General features: G+C 63.3%; 24 protein-coding genes. 13 read left to right on the forward strand and 11 right to left on the reverse strand.

What is annotated here, in order from left to right; translation table 11 throughout:
* Positions 1–425 precede the first annotated feature (425 nt).
* A complete protein-coding gene (locus ACCD05_RS07435) occupies positions 426–650 on the forward strand; it encodes a hypothetical protein (protein ID WP_413391960.1) in 225 nt (74 codons plus the stop codon).
* A gap of 22 nt (positions 651–672) precedes the next feature.
* On the opposite strand, the gene ACCD05_RS07440 is transcribed toward ACCD05_RS07435, so the two are convergent.
* On the reverse strand, positions 673–1,641 hold the full coding sequence (locus ACCD05_RS07440) for a GlxA family transcriptional regulator (protein WP_413391961.1): 969 nt from the start codon (positions 1,639–1,641) through the stop codon (positions 673–675).
* A 95-nt stretch (positions 1,642–1,736) separates the two neighbouring features.
* Between ACCD05_RS07440 and ACCD05_RS07445 the strand changes: the two genes are divergently transcribed.
* The 3 genes from ACCD05_RS07445 (at position 1,737) to queF (ending at position 3,807) form a co-directional block, all read left to right on the forward strand.
* Entirely contained in the window at positions 1,737–2,234 is a 498-nt protein-coding gene (locus ACCD05_RS07445; protein WP_413391962.1) for a cysteine hydrolase family protein, read from the forward strand.
* 193 nt (positions 2,235–2,427) lie between these two features.
* Complete coding sequence (emfA, locus tag ACCD05_RS07450; protein ID WP_047506180.1) at positions 2,428–3,342, forward strand: CDF family cation efflux transporter EmfA; 915 nt, start codon at positions 2,428–2,430, stop codon at positions 3,340–3,342.
* A complete protein-coding gene (gene queF / locus ACCD05_RS07455) occupies positions 3,343–3,807 on the forward strand; it encodes a preQ(1) synthase (RefSeq protein ID WP_047506178.1) in 465 nt (154 codons plus the stop codon). It abuts the gene before it with no gap.
* Between the two features lie 16 nt (positions 3,808–3,823).
* Here the strand turns inward: queF and ACCD05_RS07460 are convergent, their stop codons facing one another.
* On the reverse strand, positions 3,824–4,615 hold the full coding sequence (locus ACCD05_RS07460; RefSeq protein WP_413391963.1) for a glycosyltransferase family 25 protein: 792 nt from the start codon (positions 4,613–4,615) through the stop codon (positions 3,824–3,826).
* Between the two features lie 312 nt (positions 4,616–4,927).
* Here ACCD05_RS07460 and ACCD05_RS07465 point away from each other — a divergent pair, with 312 nt between their 5' ends.
* Positions 4,928–5,869 carry a sialate O-acetylesterase gene (locus ACCD05_RS07465; protein ID WP_413391964.1) on the forward strand — a complete coding sequence of 314 codons (942 nt, stop codon included), beginning with the start codon at positions 4,928–4,930 and terminating at the stop codon, positions 5,867–5,869.
* 66 nt (positions 5,870–5,935) lie between these two features.
* Here ACCD05_RS07465 and ACCD05_RS07470 read toward each other — a convergent pair whose 3' ends face one another.
* Positions 5,936–6,754: a DUF2076 domain-containing protein gene (locus tag ACCD05_RS07470; RefSeq protein ID WP_413391965.1), complete on the reverse strand. Its 819-nt coding sequence runs from the start codon at positions 6,752–6,754 to the stop codon at positions 5,936–5,938.
* Between the two features lie 228 nt (positions 6,755–6,982).
* On the opposite strand from ACCD05_RS07470, the gene ACCD05_RS07475 reads away from it, so the two are divergent.
* The 3 genes from ACCD05_RS07475 to leuA all read left to right on the forward strand — a co-directional run bounded on the left by ACCD05_RS07475 (position 6,983) and on the right by leuA (position 11,016).
* Positions 6,983–7,567: an ATP-dependent Clp protease proteolytic subunit gene (locus tag ACCD05_RS07475; RefSeq protein WP_018897336.1), complete on the forward strand. Its 585-nt coding sequence runs from the start codon at positions 6,983–6,985 to the stop codon at positions 7,565–7,567.
* 231 nt (positions 7,568–7,798) lie between these two features.
* Positions 7,799–8,983, forward strand: a complete 1,185-nt coding sequence (locus ACCD05_RS07480; protein WP_413391966.1) for a benzoate/H(+) symporter BenE family transporter — start codon at positions 7,799–7,801, stop codon at positions 8,981–8,983.
* A gap of 323 nt (positions 8,984–9,306) precedes the next feature.
* Positions 9,307–11,016, forward strand: a complete 1,710-nt coding sequence (gene leuA, locus ACCD05_RS07485) for a 2-isopropylmalate synthase (RefSeq protein ID WP_413391967.1) — start codon at positions 9,307–9,309, stop codon at positions 11,014–11,016.
* 75 nt (positions 11,017–11,091) lie between these two features.
* On the opposite strand, the gene ACCD05_RS07490 is transcribed toward leuA, so the two are convergent.
* The 4 genes from ACCD05_RS07490 to ACCD05_RS07505 form a co-directional block, all read right to left on the reverse strand.
* Complete coding sequence (locus ACCD05_RS07490; RefSeq protein WP_413391968.1) at positions 11,092–11,934, reverse strand: anti-sigma factor family protein; 843 nt, start codon at positions 11,932–11,934, stop codon at positions 11,092–11,094.
* Between the two features lies 1 nt (position 11,935).
* The gene (locus tag ACCD05_RS07495; RefSeq protein ID WP_018897343.1) at positions 11,936–12,442 is read right to left on the reverse strand and encodes an RNA polymerase sigma factor; all 507 of its coding nucleotides are present in this window, start codon (positions 12,440–12,442) and stop codon (positions 11,936–11,938) included.
* A 173-nt stretch (positions 12,443–12,615) separates the two neighbouring features.
* A complete protein-coding gene (locus ACCD05_RS07500) occupies positions 12,616–13,176 on the reverse strand; it encodes a tetratricopeptide repeat protein (RefSeq protein ID WP_209235004.1) in 561 nt (186 codons plus the stop codon).
* Positions 13,177–13,323: 147 nt separating this feature from the next.
* Positions 13,324–14,232 carry a metallophosphoesterase family protein gene (locus ACCD05_RS07505; protein ID WP_112941095.1) on the reverse strand — a complete coding sequence of 303 codons (909 nt, stop codon included), beginning with the start codon at positions 14,230–14,232 and terminating at the stop codon, positions 13,324–13,326.
* 122 nt (positions 14,233–14,354) lie between these two features.
* Here ACCD05_RS07505 and ACCD05_RS07510 point away from each other — a divergent pair, with 122 nt between their 5' ends.
* On the forward strand, positions 14,355–14,792 hold the full coding sequence (locus tag ACCD05_RS07510) for an NUDIX domain-containing protein (RefSeq protein WP_413392074.1): 438 nt from the start codon (positions 14,355–14,357) through the stop codon (positions 14,790–14,792).
* A gap of 21 nt (positions 14,793–14,813) precedes the next feature.
* On the opposite strand, the gene ACCD05_RS07515 is transcribed toward ACCD05_RS07510, so the two are convergent.
* On the reverse strand, positions 14,814–15,800 hold the full coding sequence (locus ACCD05_RS07515) for a glutathione S-transferase family protein (protein ID WP_413391969.1): 987 nt from the start codon (positions 15,798–15,800) through the stop codon (positions 14,814–14,816).
* A gap of 116 nt (positions 15,801–15,916) precedes the next feature.
* A complete protein-coding gene (locus ACCD05_RS07520) occupies positions 15,917–16,807 on the reverse strand; it encodes a LysR family transcriptional regulator (protein ID WP_413391970.1) in 891 nt (296 codons plus the stop codon).
* A 95-nt stretch (positions 16,808–16,902) separates the two neighbouring features.
* Here ACCD05_RS07520 and ACCD05_RS07525 point away from each other — a divergent pair, with 95 nt between their 5' ends.
* The 4 genes from ACCD05_RS07525 (at position 16,903) to ACCD05_RS07540 (ending at position 20,416) form a co-directional block, all read left to right on the forward strand.
* Entirely contained in the window at positions 16,903–18,006 is a 1,104-nt protein-coding gene (locus tag ACCD05_RS07525) for an aldo/keto reductase (protein WP_413391971.1), read from the forward strand.
* 212 nt (positions 18,007–18,218) lie between these two features.
* Positions 18,219–18,719 (forward strand): GNAT family N-acetyltransferase, encoded by a 501-nt coding sequence (locus ACCD05_RS07530; protein WP_111562890.1) that lies wholly within the window; start codon positions 18,219–18,221, stop codon positions 18,717–18,719.
* 72 nt (positions 18,720–18,791) lie between these two features.
* Complete coding sequence (locus ACCD05_RS07535) at positions 18,792–20,105, forward strand: MFS transporter (RefSeq protein ID WP_413391972.1); 1,314 nt, start codon at positions 18,792–18,794, stop codon at positions 20,103–20,105.
* A gap of 65 nt (positions 20,106–20,170) precedes the next feature.
* Positions 20,171–20,416 (forward strand): hypothetical protein, encoded by a 246-nt coding sequence (locus ACCD05_RS07540; protein WP_413391973.1) that lies wholly within the window; start codon positions 20,171–20,173, stop codon positions 20,414–20,416.
* Between the two features lie 9 nt (positions 20,417–20,425).
* On the opposite strand, the gene ACCD05_RS07545 is transcribed toward ACCD05_RS07540, so the two are convergent.
* Together ACCD05_RS07545 and ACCD05_RS07550 are read right to left on the reverse strand one after the other, a co-directional pair.
* Positions 20,426–20,854, reverse strand: coding sequence for a GNAT family N-acetyltransferase (locus ACCD05_RS07545; protein ID WP_413391974.1), 429 nt, complete (start codon positions 20,852–20,854; stop codon positions 20,426–20,428).
* 4 nt (positions 20,855–20,858) lie between these two features.
* On the reverse strand, positions 20,859–22,928 hold the full coding sequence (locus ACCD05_RS07550) for a hypothetical protein (RefSeq protein WP_413391975.1): 2,070 nt from the start codon (positions 22,926–22,928) through the stop codon (positions 20,859–20,861).
* Position 22,929: the final 1 nt, after the last annotated feature.

The raw sequence follows: 22,929 nt of genomic DNA on the forward strand, positions 1-22,929 counted from the left end.
GAACCCTTTCCAAGGCGGGTACTGTCAAACTGTGCGACGCAACTGGTACGGAACTGGATAGCGGTTTCGGGTAGGGGCCGGAGGCCGGAGAACGACCACAAGCGGTCGAGTGCCGCCGCCGCCTATCTGCAGCCGAATGGCGGCCAACTTGCCTTGTCATCGACAAGCGGACGCGGAGCTTTCAGCCTCATCGCGGCCTCTCTAAATTTCCAACCTGATGACCGCAATTGGCGCAATTCGGCCGACTGTCGATGTCGGGCTGCGGCCCCAAGCGGACTACGGTTACCTTCTTTCCTGAGACGGCGCATTGATCCCCGACGCGAACCTCAGTGCACGATTACATATCTGCGTTGCACAATAAACAGTACGCGTTTGCCTAAAACGGGAGCATAAAGCGCGTAGTGCCGCACGTAAGGATATTTGTCATGGATTGGTTTCCCATAGTCTTCGTGATTTTCAAGGTTCTCGCGTTGGGCACGGGAATGTACTTCGCCATCAAGTGGCATTACGATCAGGTGGACAAGATCGAGCGAGGCTCGGTCCTGCTCGCGGGCGGCAAGATCGCGGGAGCCTTCGTGCTGGCGCTGTTGGGTGTCGGGGTCGTCGCCTTAGTCATGAGCCGCATGCTTGGGTTGGACCTCGGTCTCTGACGGCGACTTTGCGCAAACCTAGCTAGGATTTTCCCGACATCAGAGACAGCGCGGCACCGGGGATCCTCTGGTGCGCCAGCCATTGCACCGGCGTAACGCCGACTTCGGTGCGGAATGCCGTGCGTAGTGCATGGGCATCAGGGAAACCGCTGCGCAAGGCGACGTCGTCCAGCCCGCGTACGCCGGCCACCAACAGCTCCTTCGCTCGTGCCACGCGAACGCGCCTGATCCATTCGCCAAGGCTACCTCCGGTACGGGCCCGGATATGGCGCGTCAGGCTCCGGCGGCTCATGTTCGAGCGCTTGGCCAGTTCATCCAGCGAAGGCGGCGCGATGGGATCGGCGCGCAGGACTTCGAGAAGTTCGGTCACTCGCCGATCGGCAGTCGATCCGATGGCCGGTCGCTCGATCAGTTGCGGTTGTCCGCCCGCGCGCTGAGGGGCGACGACGAGATGGCGCGCGATCCGGTTTGCTTCCCCAATCCCGCAAATCTGGCCGAGCAGATGCAGGCAGCAATCCAGGCCCGAAGCGACACCGGCGGACGTCAGGAGACGGCCTTCGTCCACGAACAGCGCGGCCGCATCGACCGTTACATGCGGATAGCGGGCCGCGAAGGTCTTCGCGTGCGCCCAATGGGTCGTTGCGCGCCGCCGATCCAGCAATCCGGCCTCGGCAAGGCCGAAGGCCCCCAGGCACAAGCCCACGACGATGGATCCTCGAGCATCGGCCGCCTTCAGCTTAGCAACGATATCGGGCGATACGGGCTCGTCCACGCTGCGCCAACCCGGTAAAATGACGATATCGGCGTCATCGACAGCATCCAGCCGATGGGCGGCCTCGATGATCATGCCGCCGCTCGTGTTCAGCCGGAACTGATCCGAGCACACCTGAACCTGATGCCCACCCGCAAGGAGCGCCTCGCCAAACACGGCCAGCGGCGTGGATAGCATGAACGGGCTGATATGGTCGTAAGCGATGATGGCGATGCGCATTGGCCCGATTTACACGATAAAAGGCAATCAGGCCACTCAACGGCGACGAAATCGGATGTCATCACTGTGGGCCAAACATCAAATGGAGCTTCCGGATGAGCCGCACCCTTCTCGTTATCGACGTTCAGAACGACTATTTCCCCGGCGGCGCGCTGCCGCTCTGGGAGGCCGAAGAAACAGAGAAGCGGGTCGTCGAAGCGATCCGGCAAGCACGCGCAAGGGGTGACGGGATTGTTCTCGTTCAGCACGTTTCGACGGCTCCGACGGGCCTGTTTGCCGCCGGCGGTCATGGTGTTGCAATCCGCCCGGCTGTTCTGGCTGCGGCTGGCGATGCTCCGGTGGTGACGAAGCAATACGCAGACGCATTTCAGGAGACGAACCTCGCAGATCATTTGAAGGGAACGACGGAATTGCTGATCTGCGGGATGATGACGCAGAACTGCGTGGTGTTTACGGCATTGTCACGCGCTGCGCAGGACTTCCAGATCAAGGTGATCGACGATCTTTGCACTGCTCCTCTGGAGGTCGTCCATCTGATCGCCTTGAGTGCTTTGCGGTCCAAGACGCAGGTGATCCATTCCTCTGAGGTTTGAGGCGCGGCCAATCAGCCCGTCGACCTCCTGTCGCCATTTCCACTTTGACAAATCGCCATTTCTGGCCCATATCCCCCGCAACAGCCGCCTGCGCGATTTTCGCGCGGGCGGTTTTGCGTTTGAATGGCGTTGTTTCTGCAATTCGTTCGCATCCGCACAGGCATTTGGACATCAAGAAGGCAGAGGGACAGAGATGAGCGAACAGGGAAACCTTACGGTTCGGAAGCTGGCATTCTGGGGCATTCCGATGTCGCTTGGGGTCATGGGCCTGAAGATGGTGGCATGGTGGGTCACAGGGTCGGTGGCGCTTTTGTCGGACGGGCTGGAATCGACGGTCAACGTCGTTGCCGCCTTCATCGCCTTCTTCGTCATCCGCTATGCGCAGAAGCCGGCGGATCATGACCATCCCTTCGGGCACCACAAGGCGGAGTATCTCTCGGCGGTCACCGAGGGCGTGCTGATCGTTGTCGCCGCACTTCTGATCGTCAACGAGGCGGTGGGGCATCTGGCCGATCCCCGCATGCTCGAGGCGCCGGTGCTGGGTCTTGCCATCAACTTCGCGGCCGGCGTGATCAACGCGGTCTGGGCGCGGCTTTTGATCACCACAGGGCGCAAGTATCGCTCGGCGGCGCTGACGGCCGATGGCCAGCATATCATGTCTGACGTCGTCACCTCTGTCGGCGTGCTGATCGGCCTGCTTCTGGCGATTGCCACCGGCTATGCGATCTTCGACCCCATCCTCGCCATTCTGGTCGCGATCAACATTCTCTATCAGGGCTGGAAGGTGATTTCGCATTCGATCGGCGGGCTGATGGATCAGGCGGTCGAGCCGCAGGAGGAAGAGGCGATCAAGGCTGCCATCGCCACGCATGCGACGGGGTCGCTTGGGGTGCATGATCTGAAGACGCGGCGCGCCGGCGCCGTCACTTTCATCGATTTCCATCTTGTCGTGCCGGCCGCAATGTCTGTAAGGCAGGCGCACGATATCTGCGATCGCCTTGAGGATGCCATTCGTGCCGTGCATCCGGGCTCCAGCATCGCCATTCACGTCGAGCCGGAGGGCGAAAAGGCCCACGGCATCCGCGTCAAAGTCATCAAGGAGGCTTGAATGCCCAATACAGACGTCTCCAGCCTGTCCATGCTGGGAAAACAGACCGAAGCGCCGACCTCGCCCGAAACGGCGGTGCTGGAAAAAGTGCCCGCCAGCAATGCCGGCACCGATTATGTCGTGCGCTTCACCGCGCCCGAATTCACCTCGCTCTGCCCGATGACCGGGCAGCCGGATTTCGCCCATATCGTCATCGATTACATCCCGAACGAATGGCTGGTGGAATCCAAGGCGCTAAAGCTCTTCCTGCACTCCTTCCGCAACCACGGCGCCTTCCACGAGGATTGCTCGATCTATATCGCCAAGCGTCTGGTCGAGCTGCTCGATCCGAAGTGGCTCAGGATCGGCGCCTACTGGTATCCGCGCGGCGGCATCCCGATCGACGTGTTCTGGCAGACCGGCAAGCCGCCCGAGGGCGTTTGGCTGCCCGACCAGGGTGTCGCGACCTATCGTGGTCGTGGTTGATCGGCCGCGGCTGAGTTTAGTCGGATGATTTGGCGGGATCGGGCGGGAAGCTTGCCCGGTCCATGCGCAGCGGGCGCTTCTCGCCACCAAGCCAGCCACGGATGAGGTTGCGGGCCTTTACGGCTTCCAGCTTCAGCCTGAGCAGGTTCTTGCGCAGCTTGCTGGGTGTGAAGGCGCGGTCGATCGATTTGCGGATGAAGGCCGCCTTGTCGGCGCTGCCGTCGAGAAACTGCATCTGGATGACCGGGGCGGGCTCGATCTGGTAGGCCTTCAGCCAGGCGCGGTGCCACATATAGGCGTCGAGCAGGCCATAGGTCTCGGTGTCCTTCAACATGCGCGCGGCGGCACCGGGGCCGATGACATAACCGGCGGTGCCGACGCGGTTCTGGAACACGCGCCGGGCGCTATAGACACCGTCGGTCCAGAGCGGATGTTTTGCGACGATATGATCGCGTGGCGCGAATTCGAGATCGTAGGCGATATCGTCGCCATCAGGGCGCGCTTCGATGCTGGCAAGGGCTTGCGCGAAACTCTCCGACAGCACGGCGTCGTCTTCCAGGATCAGCATCCGCTGATTGCTGTCGATGATCCTGCGCCAGGCGATGCGGTGCGAGGTGAAGCAGGCGACGTCTTCTCGCAGCGTCGGGCTCGGCCAGCTGTCGGCGGCCTTCTGGCACTCCTCCGGTGTGAGGTCGCGGGCCTCGAAGGCATCCAGAAACTCGAAATCGAGGCCCAGCGCCTGCATCTGCCGCGTCTGAAAGCGACGCCTTGTTTCCTCGGCCTTGCGGCTGATGATGAGGGTTTTCAATGCTCTGTCGTCCGATGTCGGTTTTTTGGTGCGATGATTGCGGCGGACCTTATCGATGCGGCGGGGGCTTATCAATCGGTCGCGGGCCGCATGCACCGAAAGCTTGCATACGGCTGCGTTGCGACAACGACGCCACGGTCAAGTTAGGATTGTATAGATCGCCTCGTTCATTTGTATGAGCCTCATCCAATCAGGGTAATTGCAGTCCTGAGTTTCATATCTACTGTGCTCAAAGACAATTTGAGCGGGTAGGCAATTGCGAGCGGCGGGGCCTACTGACAGCCTTGATGCTTTCCAGAATTGGACGATCGGATGTTTCGAAATCTCGTTTTCGGATGCGCCGCATTGCTTGCGGTGTTCATCTCCGGTGGCATGAGTGCGCGGCACGAAATGTTTCCCTGGCCCCAGTTTTCAGCGCTGAAACATCAATTCGTCGCCCCCGAACCGCCGCCTCCGAGCCGCTATACGTTCGACGACAAGGAGCGTCTGATTGGAGACGAGACGAAGACGGCGGTCGCATGCCCCGCCCAGACCGATCGAACCGCTGTTCTCCTGGTTCTCGGGCAGTCGAACGCCGCCAATGACGGCGGCCAGCGGCACCGGTCGATGTATGGCGAGCGCGTGATCAATGAATTCGACGGCCATTGCTTTACCGCCGCATCGCCGCTTCTCGGCTCGACGGATACCAAGGGCGAATATTGGACGGAGGTCGGCAATTCGCTGATCGCATCCGGACGCTATGACAATGTCATCATCGCGCCGGTTGCCTATTCCGGCTCCGAGGTGGCGCGCTGGGCCGAAGGCGGGGATATCAACCCTGTGCTGGCCGACAGCACGAAGAAGCTTCACGACGCCGGCTATCGCGTGACCAACGTGCTTTGGGTGCAGGGCGAGGCCGATTTCGTCAAGGGCACCAGCACGGAGGTATACGAACAGCGCTTTCTGTCGATGGTGGGGACGCTGCGCGGGCTTGGGGTCGCGGCGCCTGTCTATATCTCGGTGGCGACCAGATGCCTCGAACCCGCCAATGGCGGTTTCAAACAGCATACGGACGACAATCCCATCCTGCGGGCGCAGCTTGCCTTGCCGAAGAGCGGAAACGGCATCGTCCAGGGCGTGAACTCGGACGCGTTGCTCACCGGTGACGATCGCTACGATGATTGCCACATCGGCGGCTCGGGCGCCGAGAAGGTTGCGGCTGCATGGCGCGATCTGCTGCTTGCCGGCCCGCAGTTGCAGGCTTCGTCGCAATAAGGGTGCGTAAGGCGCTGTTTGGCGGGGGCCGCTTCAGCGCGGCCCCTGACGCGTTCGGGGCGATCGTCAGACGTTGAAGCTGTCGTCGCTGCCGAAGTCGGACTGATCGTCGAAATTGTCGTCGTCGTTATCATAATCGGCCTGCTGCAGGCCGCTGTCGTCATTGTTGCTGTCGCTGTTATCGGCGACCTGGCGCGTGTTGTCGGCATCGTTGGAGGCCTGCTGGCTGCCGCCGTCATTGTTGTAGTAGTTGTTGATGACGGTTTCTTCCGTCGGTGCGCTGGCTGGTGTCGCGCCAGAGCCGAGGCCGAGCGACGACATATGGTTGCCGCTGAAGATGCCGCTCAGCGAATTGGCAAGCAGCATGCCGCCGGCAACACCGGCCGCGGTGCCGAGCGCGCCCTGCAGGAAGCTGCCGCCGGCGGACGGCGCCTGGGCTTGCGGGCTCCAGGGGCCTGAGGGTTGCTGCTGCATGCGCGGGGCGGTGTCGAAGCCCTGGTTCTCACGGATCTGCTGGCGCGGGGCGCTGCCCCATGGGCCGCTTGATGCCGCTTCCGAAGGTGCCGGCTGCTGCCGCTGCTGCGGCGGCTGGCTGCTGCCGAAGATGGAGGAAAGAAACCCACCGCCTTGCTCGGCCTTGTGGCTGTCGCTCTGATCCGCCTCCAGCTGGCGGACGCGCTCTTCCAGCTCCTTGATGTGAGTGGCGGCGGCCTCGAGGCCCTTCTCCTGCACGATCACGGCCTGCGCCAGATAATAGGCCGCATAGGGCTGCTCGCGGGTGCTTTGCTCGACCAGCTGTTCGGCGTCGCGGTCGCGCGGCGTAGCGGCCGCGGTGCGGACGCGCTCGAAAAGGGCGGTCAGGAGTTGGCGTTCTTCGGGTGACATCGGCTGTCTCCTTTGGCTCTGGGCCCGCATGTGGTCTCAAGTTGGTCACTTGAGAAGGACGTAGGAACGGATTGAGACTTTTCAAAGCCTCCACAAGTTACATTTCAGTAAGCCAATGACCCCTAACCATATCTTCACCCGTTCCGTGGCTTGTCTTTTTCACGCATTGTTTTACGCATTGAGTCGCACTATGTGCGGGGAACCCGAATTTACGTGAGAGAGGTTCGAATGAACGACGAAGACCAGGACGACAAGACGAAGGAACTGCCGCTCGGCAAGGAAACGGAGGCGAACCTTTTCAAGTCGCGTTCCATCTTCATCTATGGACCGATCAACCAGGAACTGGCGCAGAAGGTCTGCTCGCAGCTCGTGGCGCTTGCCGCGGCCAGCGACGAAGACATCCGCATCTACGTCAATTCGCCCGGCGGCCACGTCGAATCCGGCGATTCGATCCACGACATGATCAAGTTCATCAAGCCGAAGGTCTGGATGATCGGAACCGGCTGGGTCGCCTCTGCTGGCGCGCTGATCTATGTCGCCGCGCCCAAGGAGCAGCGCCTTTGCCTGCCCAACACCCGCTTCCTGCTGCACCAACCCTCGGGCGGCACGCGCGGCATGGCGTCCGACATCGAAATCCAGGCACGCGAGATCATCAAGATGAACGAGCGCCTGAACAAGATCATGGCCGACGCCACGGGCCAGTCCTACGAAAAGATCGCCGCCGACACCGACCGCGACTACTGGCTGTCGGCCGAGGAAGCCAAGGCCTACGGCCTGGTCTCGCGCATCGTGACGTCGCAGAGCGACATCTGATCGGATTGAGATGAGAGCGCCCTCGCTTGCCGGATGATGGCGGGCGAGGGCGCTTTTTTGCGCATCTCTTTTCATCCCGGCCTTGTGCCCGGAAGAGTCTTTCGCCGCGCGGACGCGCGTCGGCTGGATTCCCGCCACAAGGGCGAGAATGAGGGTGGTGGGTGTATCTGGTCTTGCGCCCCCGTTTGCGATACGGCTGCATGACGCCATTCTTCGCTCCGAGTCCCCCGCATGCTTAAAGACTTCTCCGTGCAGGCCCTGTTCATGGGCGTTCTCACCGCTTTTGTCGGTTTCGCCAGTTCGTTCGCCGTCGTGCTGCACGGGTTGCAGGCTGTTGGCGCCACGGAGGCGCAGGCGGCTTCGGGGTTGATGGCGCTGTCGGTCTCGCTCGGGCTTTGCGCGATCGTGCTCAGCGCCACATCGAGGTTGCCGATCAGCATGGCCTGGTCGACGCCGGGCGGCGCGCTTTTGGCCGCGACCGGGGTGGTCGAGGGCGGGTTCAATGCGGCTGTCGGGGCCTTTATCATCTGCGCGTTGCTGATCGTCATTGCCGGGCTGTTCAAGCCGCTGGGGCGGGCGGTGGCGGCGATACCGGCGCCGCTCGCCAATGCGATGCTTGCGGGCGTGCTGATCGGGCTTTGCTTCGCGCCGGTCAAGGCTGTCGGGTTCAATCCGTTGCTCGGGCTGCCGATCGTGCTTGCCTGGATCGTCGTCGGTGCCTTCAAGCGGCTCTGGGCCGTGCCGGCGGCGCTGGCGGCTTTCGTGCTGGTCGTGGTCTTCGGGGTTGATGTGCCCGTGGGCGCGCTCGATACGGTCAAGCGCTCGCTGGTGCCGACAATAGAATTCGTCATGCCGGTGTTCAACGTGCCGGCTTTCGTGTCGATCGCGCTGCCGCTCTTCATCGTGACCATGGCCTCGCAGAATATTCCAGGCATCGCGGTGATGAAGGTCAATGGTTATGAGACCAAGCCCGGGTCGCTTTTTGCTTCCACCGGCTTCTTCTCGCTGCTGTCGGCCCCCTTTGGCGGCCACGCCGTCAATCTTGCGGCGATCACGGCTGCCATGTGCGCCGGGCCGGACGCGCATCCCGATCCGAAGCGGCGCTACTGGGCGGTCATCGTCTGCGGGGTCTGCTATCTCATCCTCGGGCCGCTTGCGGGTGCGGTCACCGCATCGGTGGCGCTGGCACCGCCGATCCTGATCCAGGCGGTGGCCGGTCTTGCGCTGGTCGGTGCCTTCTCCGGCTCAGCCATGGCCGCCTTTCAGGCACCCGATACGCGGGAAGCGGCGGCGATCACATTCCTGGTGACGGCATCAGGCGTGTCCTTCGGCGGCATTTCCGGCGCCTTCTGGGGGCTCCTGGCCGGCGGGCTGATGATGGCGTTGCAGCGATTTGTGCAAATGCGGAAAAAATAATCGGGCACTTGCCAGTTTTTCGCGCGGCGGCTATACAGGCCGGCATGAAGAGCACGGGCATCATGATTTCTGAGCAGATTGCACGCGGGCGTATCGCCCTGCGCGACAATACGCGCGCCCTGACCTCGCTTCTTCTCCTCGGCCTTACGCGCGGTTGCCGGGTCCGTTGAGGAGCGCCCGGCGGCCCAAAGCCCGCCGGCCATAGCTCCTCTTCACATATCCCAAAAATCGATCAACCGGACGCTTTGCGCCGGATTCGTCATCGCCAACAGGCAGGCCATGCGCTATGACGCGGCCAGATGACGGGAATAGGAAGAGAAGACATGGACACGAAGACCCGCTCCCACGGCATGCCTGACGCGGCGATGAAGTATCGCCCTTATCCGCAGGTCAATATCCCCGATCGCACATGGCCGACCAAGACGCTGACCAAGGCGCCGATCTGGTGTTCGGTGGACCTGCGCGACGGCAACCAGGCTCTGGTCGACCCGATGGGCCACGACCGCAAGGCACGGATGTTCCAGCTGCTGCTCGACATGGGTTTTAAGGAAATCGAGATCGGCTTCCCGTCGGCCTCGCAGACCGATTTCGACTTCGCGCGCTGGTGTGTCGAGCAGGGCAATGTGCCTGAGGACGTGTCGCTGCAGGTGCTGGTACAGTGCCGCCCCGAGCTGATCACGCGCACCTTTGAAGCCCTGGAAGGCGCCAACAAGCCGATCGTGCATTTCTACAACTCGACCAGCGAGCTGCAGCGTCGCGTGGTGTTCGCCAAGGACGTCAACGGCATCAAGCAGATCGCGGTCGATGCAGCGAAGATGATTTCCGACATGGCGGCGAAGGCCGGCGGCGGCTATCGCTTCGAATATTCGCCGGAGAGCTTTACCGGCACCGAGCTGGAAGTTGCGCTGGACATCTGCAACTCGGTCATCGAGGTGATGAAGCCGACGCCCGACAACAAGCTGATCATCAACCTGCCGTCGACCGTCGAAATGGCGACGCCGAACGTCTATGCCGACCAGATCGAATGGATGTGCCGCAATCTCGACAACCGCGAGAACCTGATCATCTCGCTGCACCCGCATAACGACCGCGGCACCGGCATCGCCGCCGCCGAGCTGGCCTTGCTGGCGGGCGCCGACCGTGTCGAGGGCACGCTGTTCGGCAATGGCGAGCGCACCGGCAATGTCGACGTCGTGACGATGGCGCTCAACATGTTCACGCAGGGTGTGGATCCGGAGATCGACTGCTCGGATATCGTGCGCATGAAGGACGTGTTCGAATATTCCAACCAGATGCCGATCGGCGAGCGCCATCCTTATGTCGGCGAACTGGTCTATACGGCCTTCTCCGGCTCGCACCAGGATGCGATCAACAAGGGCATGAAGGCGATCAAGGTCGCCAACCACCCGGTCTGGGAAGTGCCGTATCTGCCGATCGATCCGCAGGACGTCGGCCGTTCCTATGAGGCGATCATCCGCATCAACTCGCAGTCCGGCAAGGGCGGCATTGCCTATATCCTGCAGCAGGATTACGGCCTCAACCTGCCGCGCAACCTGCAGGTGGAGTATCGCGAGGAGATCCAGCGGATCACCGACGAAGAGGGTAAGGAGCTGCCTTCGAAGCGGATCTACGACCACTTCATCGAGCGCTACGTGACGCAGCCGAAGGGCCGCATCAAGTTCGTCGATCACCAGACCTTCGCCGATCCCGAGCGCAAGGGCGTCCGTGTCGTTTCCGCCGAGATCACCGATAACGGTGTGACGAAGACGATCGAAGGGCGCGGAAACGGCCCGATCGATGGCTTCATCAATGCGCTCTCGGAGTATCTCGGGGTCGAGATGGCGGTGCAGGATTATTCCGAGCACTCGCTGCAACACGGCTCGAACGCCTCGGCGATCTCCTATGTCGAGACTTCCTATCCGGGCGGCAAGCTCTTCGGCGCCGGCATCAGCACCAACATCGTCGGCGCGTCGCTGGAAGCGATCGTCTCGGCGGCAAACCGGGTGCTTGATGTGAGGGCCGGCAAGGCTTGATTGTAGACCACGGAATCATGAAGCGGGCGTCGCATGCGGCGCCCGCTTTTTTATGCGCGCTTTAAATCTGGCGGTTCAAATCGCCGTGGCGATCTGCATGGCGAGTTGGCTGAGCGATGCCTCGGAGGAGGGGCCGATCAGCATGTAGGAGGTGCCGGCATTGTGCCAGGTGACCAGGCCGATCTCGTCGCGGATCGTTTCCTTGAAATCTTCGGTGTCTTCAGGCTGGTTGTCCTTGCGGAAGGCGATGGTGGCGAGGTCGCCGTCGGAGCTGGTGTAGACCAGCTGGCCGACCGGGCGGCCGCCGGCGAGCGTCACGCGAGCACCCTGGAAGGTCCATCCCTCGGCGACGAGATCGGGGACGCGGAAGGCGACGCCGACGGAGGTGGTGAGCCAGGTGGAGATTTCTTCCGGCTGCGTGGCCGGGACTTCGAAGATGTGGCGCGGCTGGCGCGCGAGCAGCCGCTGGTTGGCGAGCATGTCGCCCAGCCATTCCGTCGCTTCGCTGGTCTGCGCGGCATCGATGGCCTGCGCAGTTTGTGCCGCTGTGTGGCCGGCGCCGACGATATAGCCGATGCCGCAGCCTGCGATCAAAAGCACGATCGCGGCCACCAGCGCCTGCGGGCCCGACGGCGCGAACTTGAAGGGCTGGCGCGACTGACGCGGCGCGACCGGAGCCTTGGGCGGCTGCACGCTCTTGATCGAGCGCACCAGCGCCAGCGGAACCGGTTCCTTCAGGATGTCGTCGAGCCGGCGCTTGCCGAAATCGGCACCGTTGCGCAGCTTGTCGTAGAGCCGCCGCGCGCCGTCGTCGGTTGCCAGGCGCTGTTCCAGCTCGTGCTTCTGCTCAGGCGTCGTCTCGCCATCGAGAAGGGCGGTCAGCTGGGCATCGAGCGGCAGTTTCTTGAAGTCGAGCAAATCAGAACCTGTGGGAATGATCGTCGGCGAGGCTGGCGAAGTGCAGTTTCGCCTGCGCCAGCTGCGACATGATGAGGGTGGGGGCGACGCCCATGATGTCGCCGGCCTGCTGGTAGCCATGGCCTTCGATCGAAACCAGCAGGAAGGCGCTGGCGATGCCCTCGGGCATCTCCGCGATCATCCGGTGGATCGCATCCGAATCGATGATGGCGGCGCGGTCGCGCGTGGCCGTGCGGATATCGGTGACGTTGGTCTTGTTGACCGCATGCGGCTTGCGCTTGCGGTGGTCTTCGCTCCATTGCTGGCGCATCAGCGTGTAGACCCAGCTGTCGAGCCGGCCTTCGCCCTGCCATTGATTGCTCTTGGCAATCGCCCGCTGACAGCCGGCCTGGACGAGTTCGTCGGCGCCCGCCGCATCACCCGCGAGCGTCATCGCGAACCGCCGCAACCGGGGCAGAAGACCCACTAGATCGCGTCTGATGTCGATGGTCGTCACAGGTTGACGCATGGTTTTCCCAAGGTGAATGCCTGGTATCGGGAGCCGTTATGGAGCCGTGACCGGGCGCATGTGCGAATTATATCGTCTCTGTGTCCTTTATGAAACAAATCGCCGCTGCTTCGCAAGCAAAAGGCCACTTATCTCACGGGTTCCCAAAGCTTTTTTCGGGTGATCCCTCGGGCTCAATAGGTCCTGTAGCCGTGGAGCGACTGAAGGAGCGAGCGGTAGGCCCAGGTGTTCTCGCCGCCGCGGTCGCGGATCTCGACCAGCTGCACGCGCGCGCCCTGCTCGTCACCCTGTTCCATCAAAGCTTGGCCCATATATGACCGTGCGAGAATATAATTCCCGTCGGCCTGCAGCGCCTTGCGATAATAGGACATGCCAAGCTCCATACGGCCGGCCTTTCGGTTGGCGTAGCCCAGATAGTTCAGGATGCGCGGGTCGTTCTGGTTGCGGGCGAGGTTGAGCACGGTGATGGCGTTGTCGTACTGCCCGGCATAGGCGAATTCGCGGGCGGCCTTGTAGAGATCGTCGTCGTTGAAGGTCTGCTTGTTCGGCGTGACGCATTCCTTCTTCTTCTTGTCCCAGACCTTGCCGTCGGCGCATTTGGTGGTGGTTTCGGTCTTTGGCGGCGGCTTGGTTTCGTCGGTCTCTTCGCCTGCGGCGAAGGCGGGGGCAGAGAAGGTGAGGGCGAGGCAGCCGGCGAGCGCCAGGCCGCGGAGCGTACGGGTGGTGGATGGCATGCGACGTCTCCGAATATAAGATCGCTAATATAAGGAGTGTACGCCTAGATCGGGAAATACCAAGAGGCGATCGGCCCCGATCTATCGTTTTTCGCCTGAGTTCGCGCAGTGATTCAACTTGCCGCGAAACTGATTCCGGAAATGGCGCTAAAGCCTGAAGATATCGACGCTTTCCGGGTTGATGTCGTCGCCCGACGGGCTGAGGCTGAAGCGTTCGCCCTTGAGGCTCCAGGCGCCGGGGGAGCCATCGATGCTGAAGAGATTGTAGGCGGCGGGTGGCTTCGAACCACCGGGGCCTTGCGAGCCCGAGGCGATGCCGACGACAGGAACCGGTCCGGTCTGGCCGCGCAGCCAGTGCACCGTGTTCAGATGCGTGTGGCCATGCAGCACGAGCTCGGCGCCGCCGGTGGAGATGACGGCGGCGAAACGGCGGATGCCGATCATGCGCTTGTGGAAGGATGTGGCGCCACGGATCGGCGGATGGTGGATCATGACGACGCGAAACAGGCCTGCTTCGCCGGCTGCGCGCAGCATGTTCACCGTCTCGCGGGCCTGTCTTTCACCGAAGAAGCCGCTGGCGGCGAAGGGTGGCGTTGCCACCGCCGTCGAGCAGCCGACGATCGCGACTTTTCCGCGAATGCGCAGATAGGGGAAGATGTGCTTGTTTTCCTGCCATTCGGCAGGGGCGAGATCGCCGCGCACGTTATCGTACCAGGCGCGCATCGACTTTTCGTAGGCGCCGGGCACATAGGCGTCGTGATTGCCGGGAACGACGGAGTAATCCCTGGGATCGCCGAGTTCGCGCAGCCAGCCGGCCGCGGCACGGATTTCAAGTCCGCTTGCGAGATTGACGAGGTCGCCCGTGATCGCCATGTGATCCGGCTGCTTTTCTCTTATATCGTCGAGCAGCAGATCCAGCGTGCCGCCGAAAAGGTGCTTGCGCCGATTGCGATGCCAGTTCACAAAGCCGGTGATACGCTTGGAAAAGAGTTCACGGAAAGAGATGTGGGGCAGCGGCCCGAGATGGACGTCTGAAATGTGCGCGAGCTTGAACATGGGTGCACACATAGCTCACGGCAGCCGTATTTCAAACACATCTCCTCGCACATCTGCTTGAACGGATTGATGGAATTGGAAGACGCGTGAAAGAAATCCGCCACTGGCAATCGCGCCTGATGATGCGCGTGGTGCATATCTACTTCGCCTTCGCGCGCGGCATGACCATGGGCGTGCGCGCCGCCTGCTTCGATGACAGGGGCCACGTCTTTCTCGTGCGGCACAGCTACGTGCCCGGCTGGCACATGCCGGGCGGCGGGATCGAGCGCAACGAGACGGCCGAGGATGCGCTCGTCAAGGAGTTGCGCGAGGAGGGCAATCTCGTGATTGTCGGACGGCCGGAGCTCGTTCAGGTCTATCTCAATACCTCGGCCACGCGGCGCGACCATGTCGTGTTCTACCGCGCCAAGGTCGAGCAGACGGCGCCAAGGGCGCCGGATCGCGAGATAGTCGAATGCGGTTTCTTCGCGCTCGACGCGCTGCCGGAGGGGACGACGGCGTCGACACACCGTCGTCTTGCCGAGATCGCCGGGGAGCGGCAGCCCGACCAGGTCTGGTAGGTCGGGCGGTTTAGCTTGCGTTCAGGCGGCGGCGCGTTCGCCGCGGCCGTGTGGGCGGTCGAGGTCCAATTCCGGGCCGACGGGGACGATACCGGTCGGGTTGATCGTCTTGTGGCTGCGGTAATAGTGGTCCTTGATGTGGCGGAAGTCGACCGTCTCCTTGATCCCTGATGTCTGGTAGAGATCGCGCAGATAGGCCGAGAGGTTCGGGTAATCGGCGATGCGGCGGATGTTGCACTTGAAGTGGCCGACATAGACGGGGTCGAAGCGCACCAGCGTGGTGAAGAGCCGCCAGTCGGCCTCCGTCAGCCGGTCGCCAAACAGATAGCGGCCCTTGCCGAGGCGCTCTTCCAGCATGTCGAGCGTTTCGAAGAGTTTGAGCACGCTTTCCGAATAGGCGTCCTGCGCGGTGGCGAAGCCTGCCTTGTAGACGCCATTGTTGACGGTGTCGTAGACGAGCGCGTTCAGATCGTCGATCTCGCCGCGTAGGTCCTGCGGGTAGAAATCGGTGGTCGAGCCGGTCAGCGCGTCGAAGGCGCTGTTGAACATGCGGATGATCTCGGCGGATTCGTTGCTGACGATGGTGTTGGTCTTCTTGTCCCACAGGACGGGCACGGTGACGCGGCCGGAATAGTGCGGGTCGGCCTTCACGTAGATGTCGGAGAGCGCCTTTGCGCCGAAGAGCGGATCGCCGGTGGCGCCGTCGCCGACCTTGAATTCCCAGCCCTTTTCCAGCATCAGCGGATCCACGACGGAGACCGAGATCAGGTCTTCCAGCCGCTTCAGCTTGCGGAAGATCAGCGTGCGGTGCGCCCAGGGACAGGCGAGCGAGACGTAAAGATGATAGCGCCCGGCCTCGGCCTTGAAGCCTTCCTTGCCCGACGGACCGGCGCTGCCATCCGGCGTGATCCAGTTGCGGAACTGCGAGGCGGCGCGCTTGAAGTGACCCTTGGTCTCCTTCGTATCGTACCAGACGTCCTGCCAGACGCCGTCGACCAGCATACCCATGGTGTCTACTCCTTCGATCTTTCGTTGCCCGTTAGATATCGCGCTCGGGCGGATTTTGCAGTGGGGCAATGATTGAACACTGCGTCACGCGCCGATTGCGCCCGGCGGTGCGATTGCTACTTGACGCTCAAGGCGGCGATCAGCGCGCGCAGCGCCGGCGGCGATTGGCGGCGGCTCGGGTGGTAGAGGTGGAAGCCGGGGAAGGGCGGGCACCAGTCGTCGAGCACCTGCACCAGCGCGCCGGAGGCGATCTCGTCGGCCACGTCGTGCTCCATCATATAGCCGAGCCCGACGCCGGCGCGCACGGCGGCTGCCGGAAGCTCGCCATCATTGACGATAAGCGGGCCGCTGGTGCGGATCTTGATCTCCTTGCCGTCTTTCTCGAACTCCCAGGGGAGCAGCCCGCCCGAGGTCGTCAAGCGGTAGCCGATGCAGGCGTGGCGCTCGAGATCGTAGGGCGTTTCCGGCGGCGGAATGCGGGCGAAATAGGAGGGCGTGCCGACCACGACGGTGCGCAGTTCAGGCCCGACGCGCACCGCGATCATGTCCTTCGCCACCGTCTCGCCGAGGCGGATGCCGGCGTCGAAGCCTGCGGCGACGATATCCGTCAGCCCGTCCTGGATGATGACCTCGACGTTGATGTCGGGATGAGCGAGCAGGAAGGCGGGCAGCTTCGGCACCAGCACCATCCTGGCGGCGTAGGCGAAGGTGGTGATGCGGACGGTGCCGGAGGGGTTGTCGCGCCATTCGGCCAGCGCCTCGAGGCCACCTTCTATACCTGATAGCGCCGGGTTGAGCGATTGCAGAAGCCGCTCGCCGGCCTCCGTCGGCGCCACGCTGCGGGTGGTGCGGGCAAGCAGACGGACGCCCAGCCGCTCCTCCAGACCGCGCATCGCGTGGCTGAGCGCCGAGGGCGACATGCCGAGGATGGCGGCAGCGCGGGTAAAGCTGCGCTCGCGGGCGACGGCGGCGAAGGCGAGGAGATCGTTGAGCGTTCCGCGTTCCATTGCTGCATTCTGCTCACAAGTTCATGCGACGGGCAACCGCTAATCCCGTGGCTTGTGCCGGCCTAAATGGACGGGTGTGAACAAGGAGCACGGATATGGACCTTACCAGCTATCGCACCCTCGGCCGCTCGGGACTGATCGTCAGCCCGCTGGCGCTTGGCACCATGACCTTCGGCGCCGGGCGATGGGGCGCCAACGAGCAGACCTCGCGGGCGCTGTTTGACGCCTATGTCGATGCCGGCGGCAATTTCATCGATATGGCCGACATCTATTCGGCGGGGAAGAGCGAGGAGATGCTCGGCGCGTTTCTCTCCGACAGCGGGCAGCGCGACCGGCTGGTGGTGGCGACCAAATCGGGATTTCCGCGCGGCGCGGGCACGCCGCTCTGGGGCGGCAACGGGGCGAAGAACATCCGCCTCGGCATCGAGGGATCGCTCAAGCGGCTGCGCACCGACTATATCGACATGTACTGGATGCATGTGTGGGACCAGACGACGCCCGCCGATGAAGTGTTGCAGACGCTTTCCGATGCCGTGCGCGCCGGCAAGATCCTGCATTATGGCTTTTCCAACACGCCCGCCTGGTATGTGGCGCGGATCGCGACGCTTGCCGAAGCGCATGGGCTGCCGAAGCCGATCGGCCTGCAATATGCCTATTCGCTGATCGATCGCGGCGTCGAGCTCGACCTCATGCCTGCCGGCGCCGAGTTCGGGCTTGGCATGGTGCCCTGGAGCCCGCTTGCGGCGGGTCTTTTGACCGGCAAATACGGTCGCGAGATGCTGGCCGAGGCCGGGCGCGCCACCGCCTTGCCGGACAAGACCTCGGAGACATCGGAGAGCGGCAGCAATGGCCGGCTGAACGGCGACAATCCTTTCGGTGGCATGCTGTTTACCGAGCGCAATTTCGATGTGGTCGATGTCGTGACATCGGTGGCGGCCGAGATCGGCCGGTCGGCGGCCGAAGTGGCGCTTGCCTGGGTGGCGAGGCGCGCCGGCGTCTCTTCGGTGCTGATCGGCGCCAGCCGGGTGGAGCAGTTGCAGCAGAACATTGCTTCGCTCGATGTTGATTTCGACGAGGCGATGCTTGAGAGGCTGGAGCAGGCAAGCGCGCTGCCGCTGCTCAACCCTTATTTCATCTTCCAGATGCCGACCAGCCGACTGTTCGGCGGCCAGACGGTCGAGCGCTGGCCGAGGGGATGATATCAGCTGCCACCGCCGTTTCGACGGCGGTGGCTTCGCCTGTGACGTTTTCCCGTAGACGACCGTTTTTTTTCCTGCTATCGGCCTTTTCACGATTTCAGGAACCCGATTTGATGTCCGCATACAGAACCCTGCGACGACGCTGATGCTCCCGAACGCCCAAGGGCGTGTTCGAGAACCCATCATTTTGTCTATCCGGTTTCTGTCTCTTAATGCACAAGCACGATCTGGTCTACCTCACTGAGGACGCGTCGCACGACGCCGCTATCGAACACATCAACGAAGAAGCATTCGGCCCAGGCCGGCACACACGCGCCGCCGCCCGCATCCGCGAGCAGGGGCCGCATGACCTGTCGCTGTCCTTCATCTGCGCCGATGACGGCGAGACGATCGCGTCTGTCCGGATGACGCCCGTCATGGCCGGCGATGTGCCCGGCCATCTGCTCGGCCCGCTCGCCGTTCGCCCCTCGCACAAGAACCGCGGCATCGGCCGGGAACTGGTGCGGATCGCGGTGGAGGCTGCCAAGCGCAACGGCTCCGAGGCCGTCATCCTCGTCGGCGATCCGCCCTATTACGGGCCGCTCGGTTTCGAGAAGGTCGCCTATAACGCGCTGACCTTTCCAGGGCCCGTCGATCCAGGCCGGGTGCTTGTCGTGCCGCTCGGCGAGGACGTGCATGGCCGGCTGAAGGGCACGATCGGCTGGCGCAAATAGGCCATCTGTTCTATTGAGCTATGACGGAGGCCGCGCTTCGCGTGGTCTTTCATAGGCTTGAGGGGGACGGGCATGAGTCGCATTTCAATCGACGAGGCGCTTGATCGCGCGGGGACCGGACCGTTTCAACGGCGGCTTCTCGGCATTTTTGGTCTCGTCTGGACGGCGGATGCGATGCAGGTGCTGGCGGTCGGCTTCACCGCCGCCTCGATCGCCGGGAGTTTCGGGCTGACGGTGCCGCAGGCGCTGCAGACGGGAACGCTGTTCTTCCTTGGGATGCTCATCGGCGCCTATGCCTTCGGCCGGCTGGCCGACAAGGTCGGGCGGCGCAATGTGCTGTTGCTCACTGTCGCCTGCGACGCGGTGTTCGGGGCGCTGTCGGTTTTCGCGCCGAGTTTCACCATCCTGCTTGTCCTGCGCTTTCTCACCGGTGTGGCCGTCGGCGGCACGCTGCCGGTCGATTATGCGATGATGGCGGAGTTCCTGCCGTCGAAAAGCCGTGGCCGCTGGCTGGTGGCGCTTGAGGGTTTCTGGGCGATCGGGACGCTGATCGTGGCGCTTGCGGCCTGGGCTGCCAGCGTTGCCGGCGTTCAGGACGCCTGGCGCTATATCTTCGCGGTAACGGCGGTGCCTGCCATCCTCGGGCTCGGCCTGCGCTTGTTCGTGCCGGAATCGCCGCTCTATCTGTTGCGCGGCGGTTGCGGCGAGGAGGCGAAAAAGACGATCAACCGGGTGCTGGTGGCGAACGGCAAGCCTGTTCTTGGCGCCGACGACGAGCTGGTCTCGCCGGCGCATGCGGCCTCCGAAGGCGTGTTTTCGGGCGCGCTTCGCCGCCGCACTGTGATGATCCTGGCGATCTGGTTCCTGGTGTCGGTCTCCTATTACGGTGTCTTCACCTGGATGCCGGCGAAGCTTGCTGGCGATGGCTTCGGCTTCGTCCGGGGCTATGGCTTCTTGGTTTTCGTGGCGCTGGCGCAGATCCCCGGCTATGCGCTCGCCGCCTATGGCGTCGAGGCCTGGGGCCGCAAGCCGACGCTGATCGGCTTCTGCCTGCTGTCGGCGGCGGGGTGCCTGCTGTTCGTCGTCTCCAGTGTCGATATCATGGTCGGAGCATCGCTTCTGATCATGAGCTTCGCGCTGCTCGGGACGTGGGGCGCGCTCTACGCCTATACGCCGGAGCTCTACCCGACCGCGGTGCGGGCGACCGGCATGGGTACGGCGGGTGCGGTCGCGCGGCTTGGCGGACTTCTCGCACCGTCGCTGATGGCGCTGGTCGTCTCAGAAGGGCTTGGCGTTGCGATCGGTCTCTTCGCCGGCTTCCTCGTCGTCTCGGCGCTGGCGGCGGTGGCGATCGATTCGGAGACGCGGCAGGCGTCAATCGCCTAAGGGGCGCTTTCTTGTTCTTTGCATGCCGCAATGCCATATTGAATAAGTCAGAAGGATCGACGCGCGTGAGCGATAGCGAGACGGCAAAAATGCTGGCAATCATGGAAGCCATGTTCAATGGTCAGAAACGGACCTTGGGCATGGTCGAAGCCGCTATCGACAAGTTCAGCACGGTCGAGACCGAGATTTCCAAGCTCAATCGCAAGATGAACAGCCTGCATGAGCTTGTGCTCCGGCATCACAGCGAGACCTCAGGGCGGTTGGAGGCGATCTCGGCGCACAAATCTCGGCTGATCGATCGGCTCGCTTAGTCGGCGAGCTTAGGGCCGCGGCGTCAGCGCCTTGCGCAGAAACGTCCGCGTGCGGCCTTTCGGGAATTCCGGCAGCTCGCCGAAGATCTCGTATCCCTGTTTCAGATAGGCCTTCAGTGCGTGCGGGCTGAAGGTGTCGATCCAGGCGCCGTGGCAGCCGCGATTGGCGGCTTCGTGTTCGGCCATGGAGAGCAGGCGGCCGGCGAGGCCGGTGCCGCGTTGGTTTTCGGGGATGAAGAGCAGCTGGGTGAAGAGCCAGCCCCAGGCGGTGTAGCCGGAGAGGCCGCCGACAACCGTTCCCTCGCCGTCGCGGATCAGCACCGCCAGCGTCCGGCGATCGGCCGGGCCGACGTCGACGTGGTTGAAGGCGGTGAGGGTTTCACCGATGACCGCGAGGTCATCGGGGGAGGGTGTGGCCGTCAGTTCGAGTTGCGGCATCGCGTCAGCGGCCCTCGCGCCACCACATGGCGCCGAAGGCGAGCAGCAGGATGCCGACGCCGGCGAAGCCTGCAAAGAGCGGCAGCGTGTTGATGCCCTTGAGCACGGTCTCGTTGGTCAGGCGGATCTGCATGCGATCGTCGTCGGCGACGCGGATCTGGCCGCGCACAGGCAGGATCGGCGGGATCTCGACGTTGCCGTCGGTATCCGAGACGCGGGCGACGAGGCCCCTGGTCTTGTCCGATATCGGTTTCAGCACGTCGGGCGTCGAGATCATCGCCTTGAACTCCGGCGCATCGACGGCGCCGACATGCACGAGCGTGCTCATCTCGCCGTTGCGGATCTCGAAGAGGCCGATTTCGTCCATGCGCTTTTCGGCCTTGAAGAGGCCGGGCTCGGATTGGACCAGCGGTAGCGTCTCGGTCTTGCCGGAGGGATAGCGCACGATGGCGTTGCCGGGATTGTCGCCGATGGTCTGGCGGGTGATCTCGAGCGTGCGGCCGGAGGCGCGGGCGGTCAGCGCTTCTTCTTCCAGCGCCGGTTCCTTCATCAGCCAGTGGGCAACGCGGCGATAGAGCGAGACGTGCGGGCCACCGCCTTCGAAGCCACGGGCCCAGAGCCAGCCCTGGTCGGACAGGAGCATGGCGACGCGGCCCTGGCCGGCGCGGTTCAGCACCAGAAGCGGATTGTTGTCTGCGCCGACCATGACGGTCTCGCCCTGCGGCGGCTCGACGCCGACCGAGCGGAACCAGCGGCCCCAATGCGGCGGTTCATCGTTGGAGCCATCGAGGCCACGGGTGACGGGGTGCTTCTTGCCCTCGTCGGAGAGGCGCGGATAGAAGGCCTTTTCGACCATCTGGCCGGTCGGGGCGGCGGGGAGAACCGAGGACAGCGGCGTCAGCGCGATCGAATCCGGGCCGGCATGCTCGGGACCTGCGGCGATCAGAAGCGCGCCGCCGTTTTCGACATATTGCGCGATGTAATCGTAATAGAGGATCGGCAGCACGCCGCGATGCTGGTAGCGGTCGAAGATGATCAGGTCGAAATCCTTGATCTTGTCGACGAAGAGCTCGCGGGTCGGAAAGGCGATCAGCGACAGCTCGTTGATCGGTGTGCCGTCCTGCTTTTCCGGTGGGCGCAGGATGGTGAAGTGCACGAGATCGACGGAGGCGTCGGATTTCAACAGGTTGCGCCAGGCGCGCTCGCCGGCATGCGGCTCGCCGGAGACCAGTAGCACACGCAGGTTCTCGCGGATGCCGTCGATGACGTGGACGGCGCGGTTGTTGGCTTGTGTCACTTCGCCGGGCAGGGCGGCGACCGAGAATTCCAGCACGTTGCTGCCGCCGCGCTCGACCTTGAAGGAAAAGGGCGTGTCGCGGCCGGGCGTTGCCTGCAGCGTGGCGATCTCGTTGCCGTTGAGCTTGACCGTCACGTCGGCGGTGCCGCCGGGGCTCGGGCCGTCGTCGAAGACGCGCAGCACCAGTTGCTGCTCCTCGTTGACGATGCCGAAGCGCGGCGCCTTGATGACCTCGATGCGGCGGTCGAATTCGTTGGCCTTGCCGGTGATCAGCCCGTGGATCGGGGCGTCGAAGCCGAGCGCCTGGTTGACGCCGGGCACGTCGTGGATCTGGCCGTCGGTAAGCATGATCGCGCCGCCGATACGGGCGGGCGGCACGTCGGCGACGGCGGCGGAGAGCGCGTTGAAGAGGCGCGTCGAGGGGGCGTCGGAATCTTCTGGCTCCGTGGCGTCGACATAGCGCGGTTCGACATTCGGGAAGCGGGCGAGGCGGTCCTTCAGCGCGGCCAGCGCGTCGTCGGTCATCTTTATGCGCTCGGGCGTCTGCTGGCTCTGGCTGCGGTCGACGATAACGGGGACGACCGTCGAAAGCTGCTCTCGGTCTTCCTGCATCAGCAGCGGATTGGCGAGCGCTGCCAGAAGCGCCAGCGCCGCGACGGTGCGGATCCAGGCGCCGCGTACGCCCCTGACGATGGCGAGCGCTGCGATGGCGACGACGATGACGGTCAGGCCGGCAAGAAGCGGCCAGGGAATGAAGGGCGCGAAATCAACCGTCATG

It is taken from the genome of Rhizobium sp. Rhizsp42, from assembly GCF_047304155.1.
GTDB lineage: Bacteria > Pseudomonadota > Alphaproteobacteria > Rhizobiales > Rhizobiaceae > Rhizobium.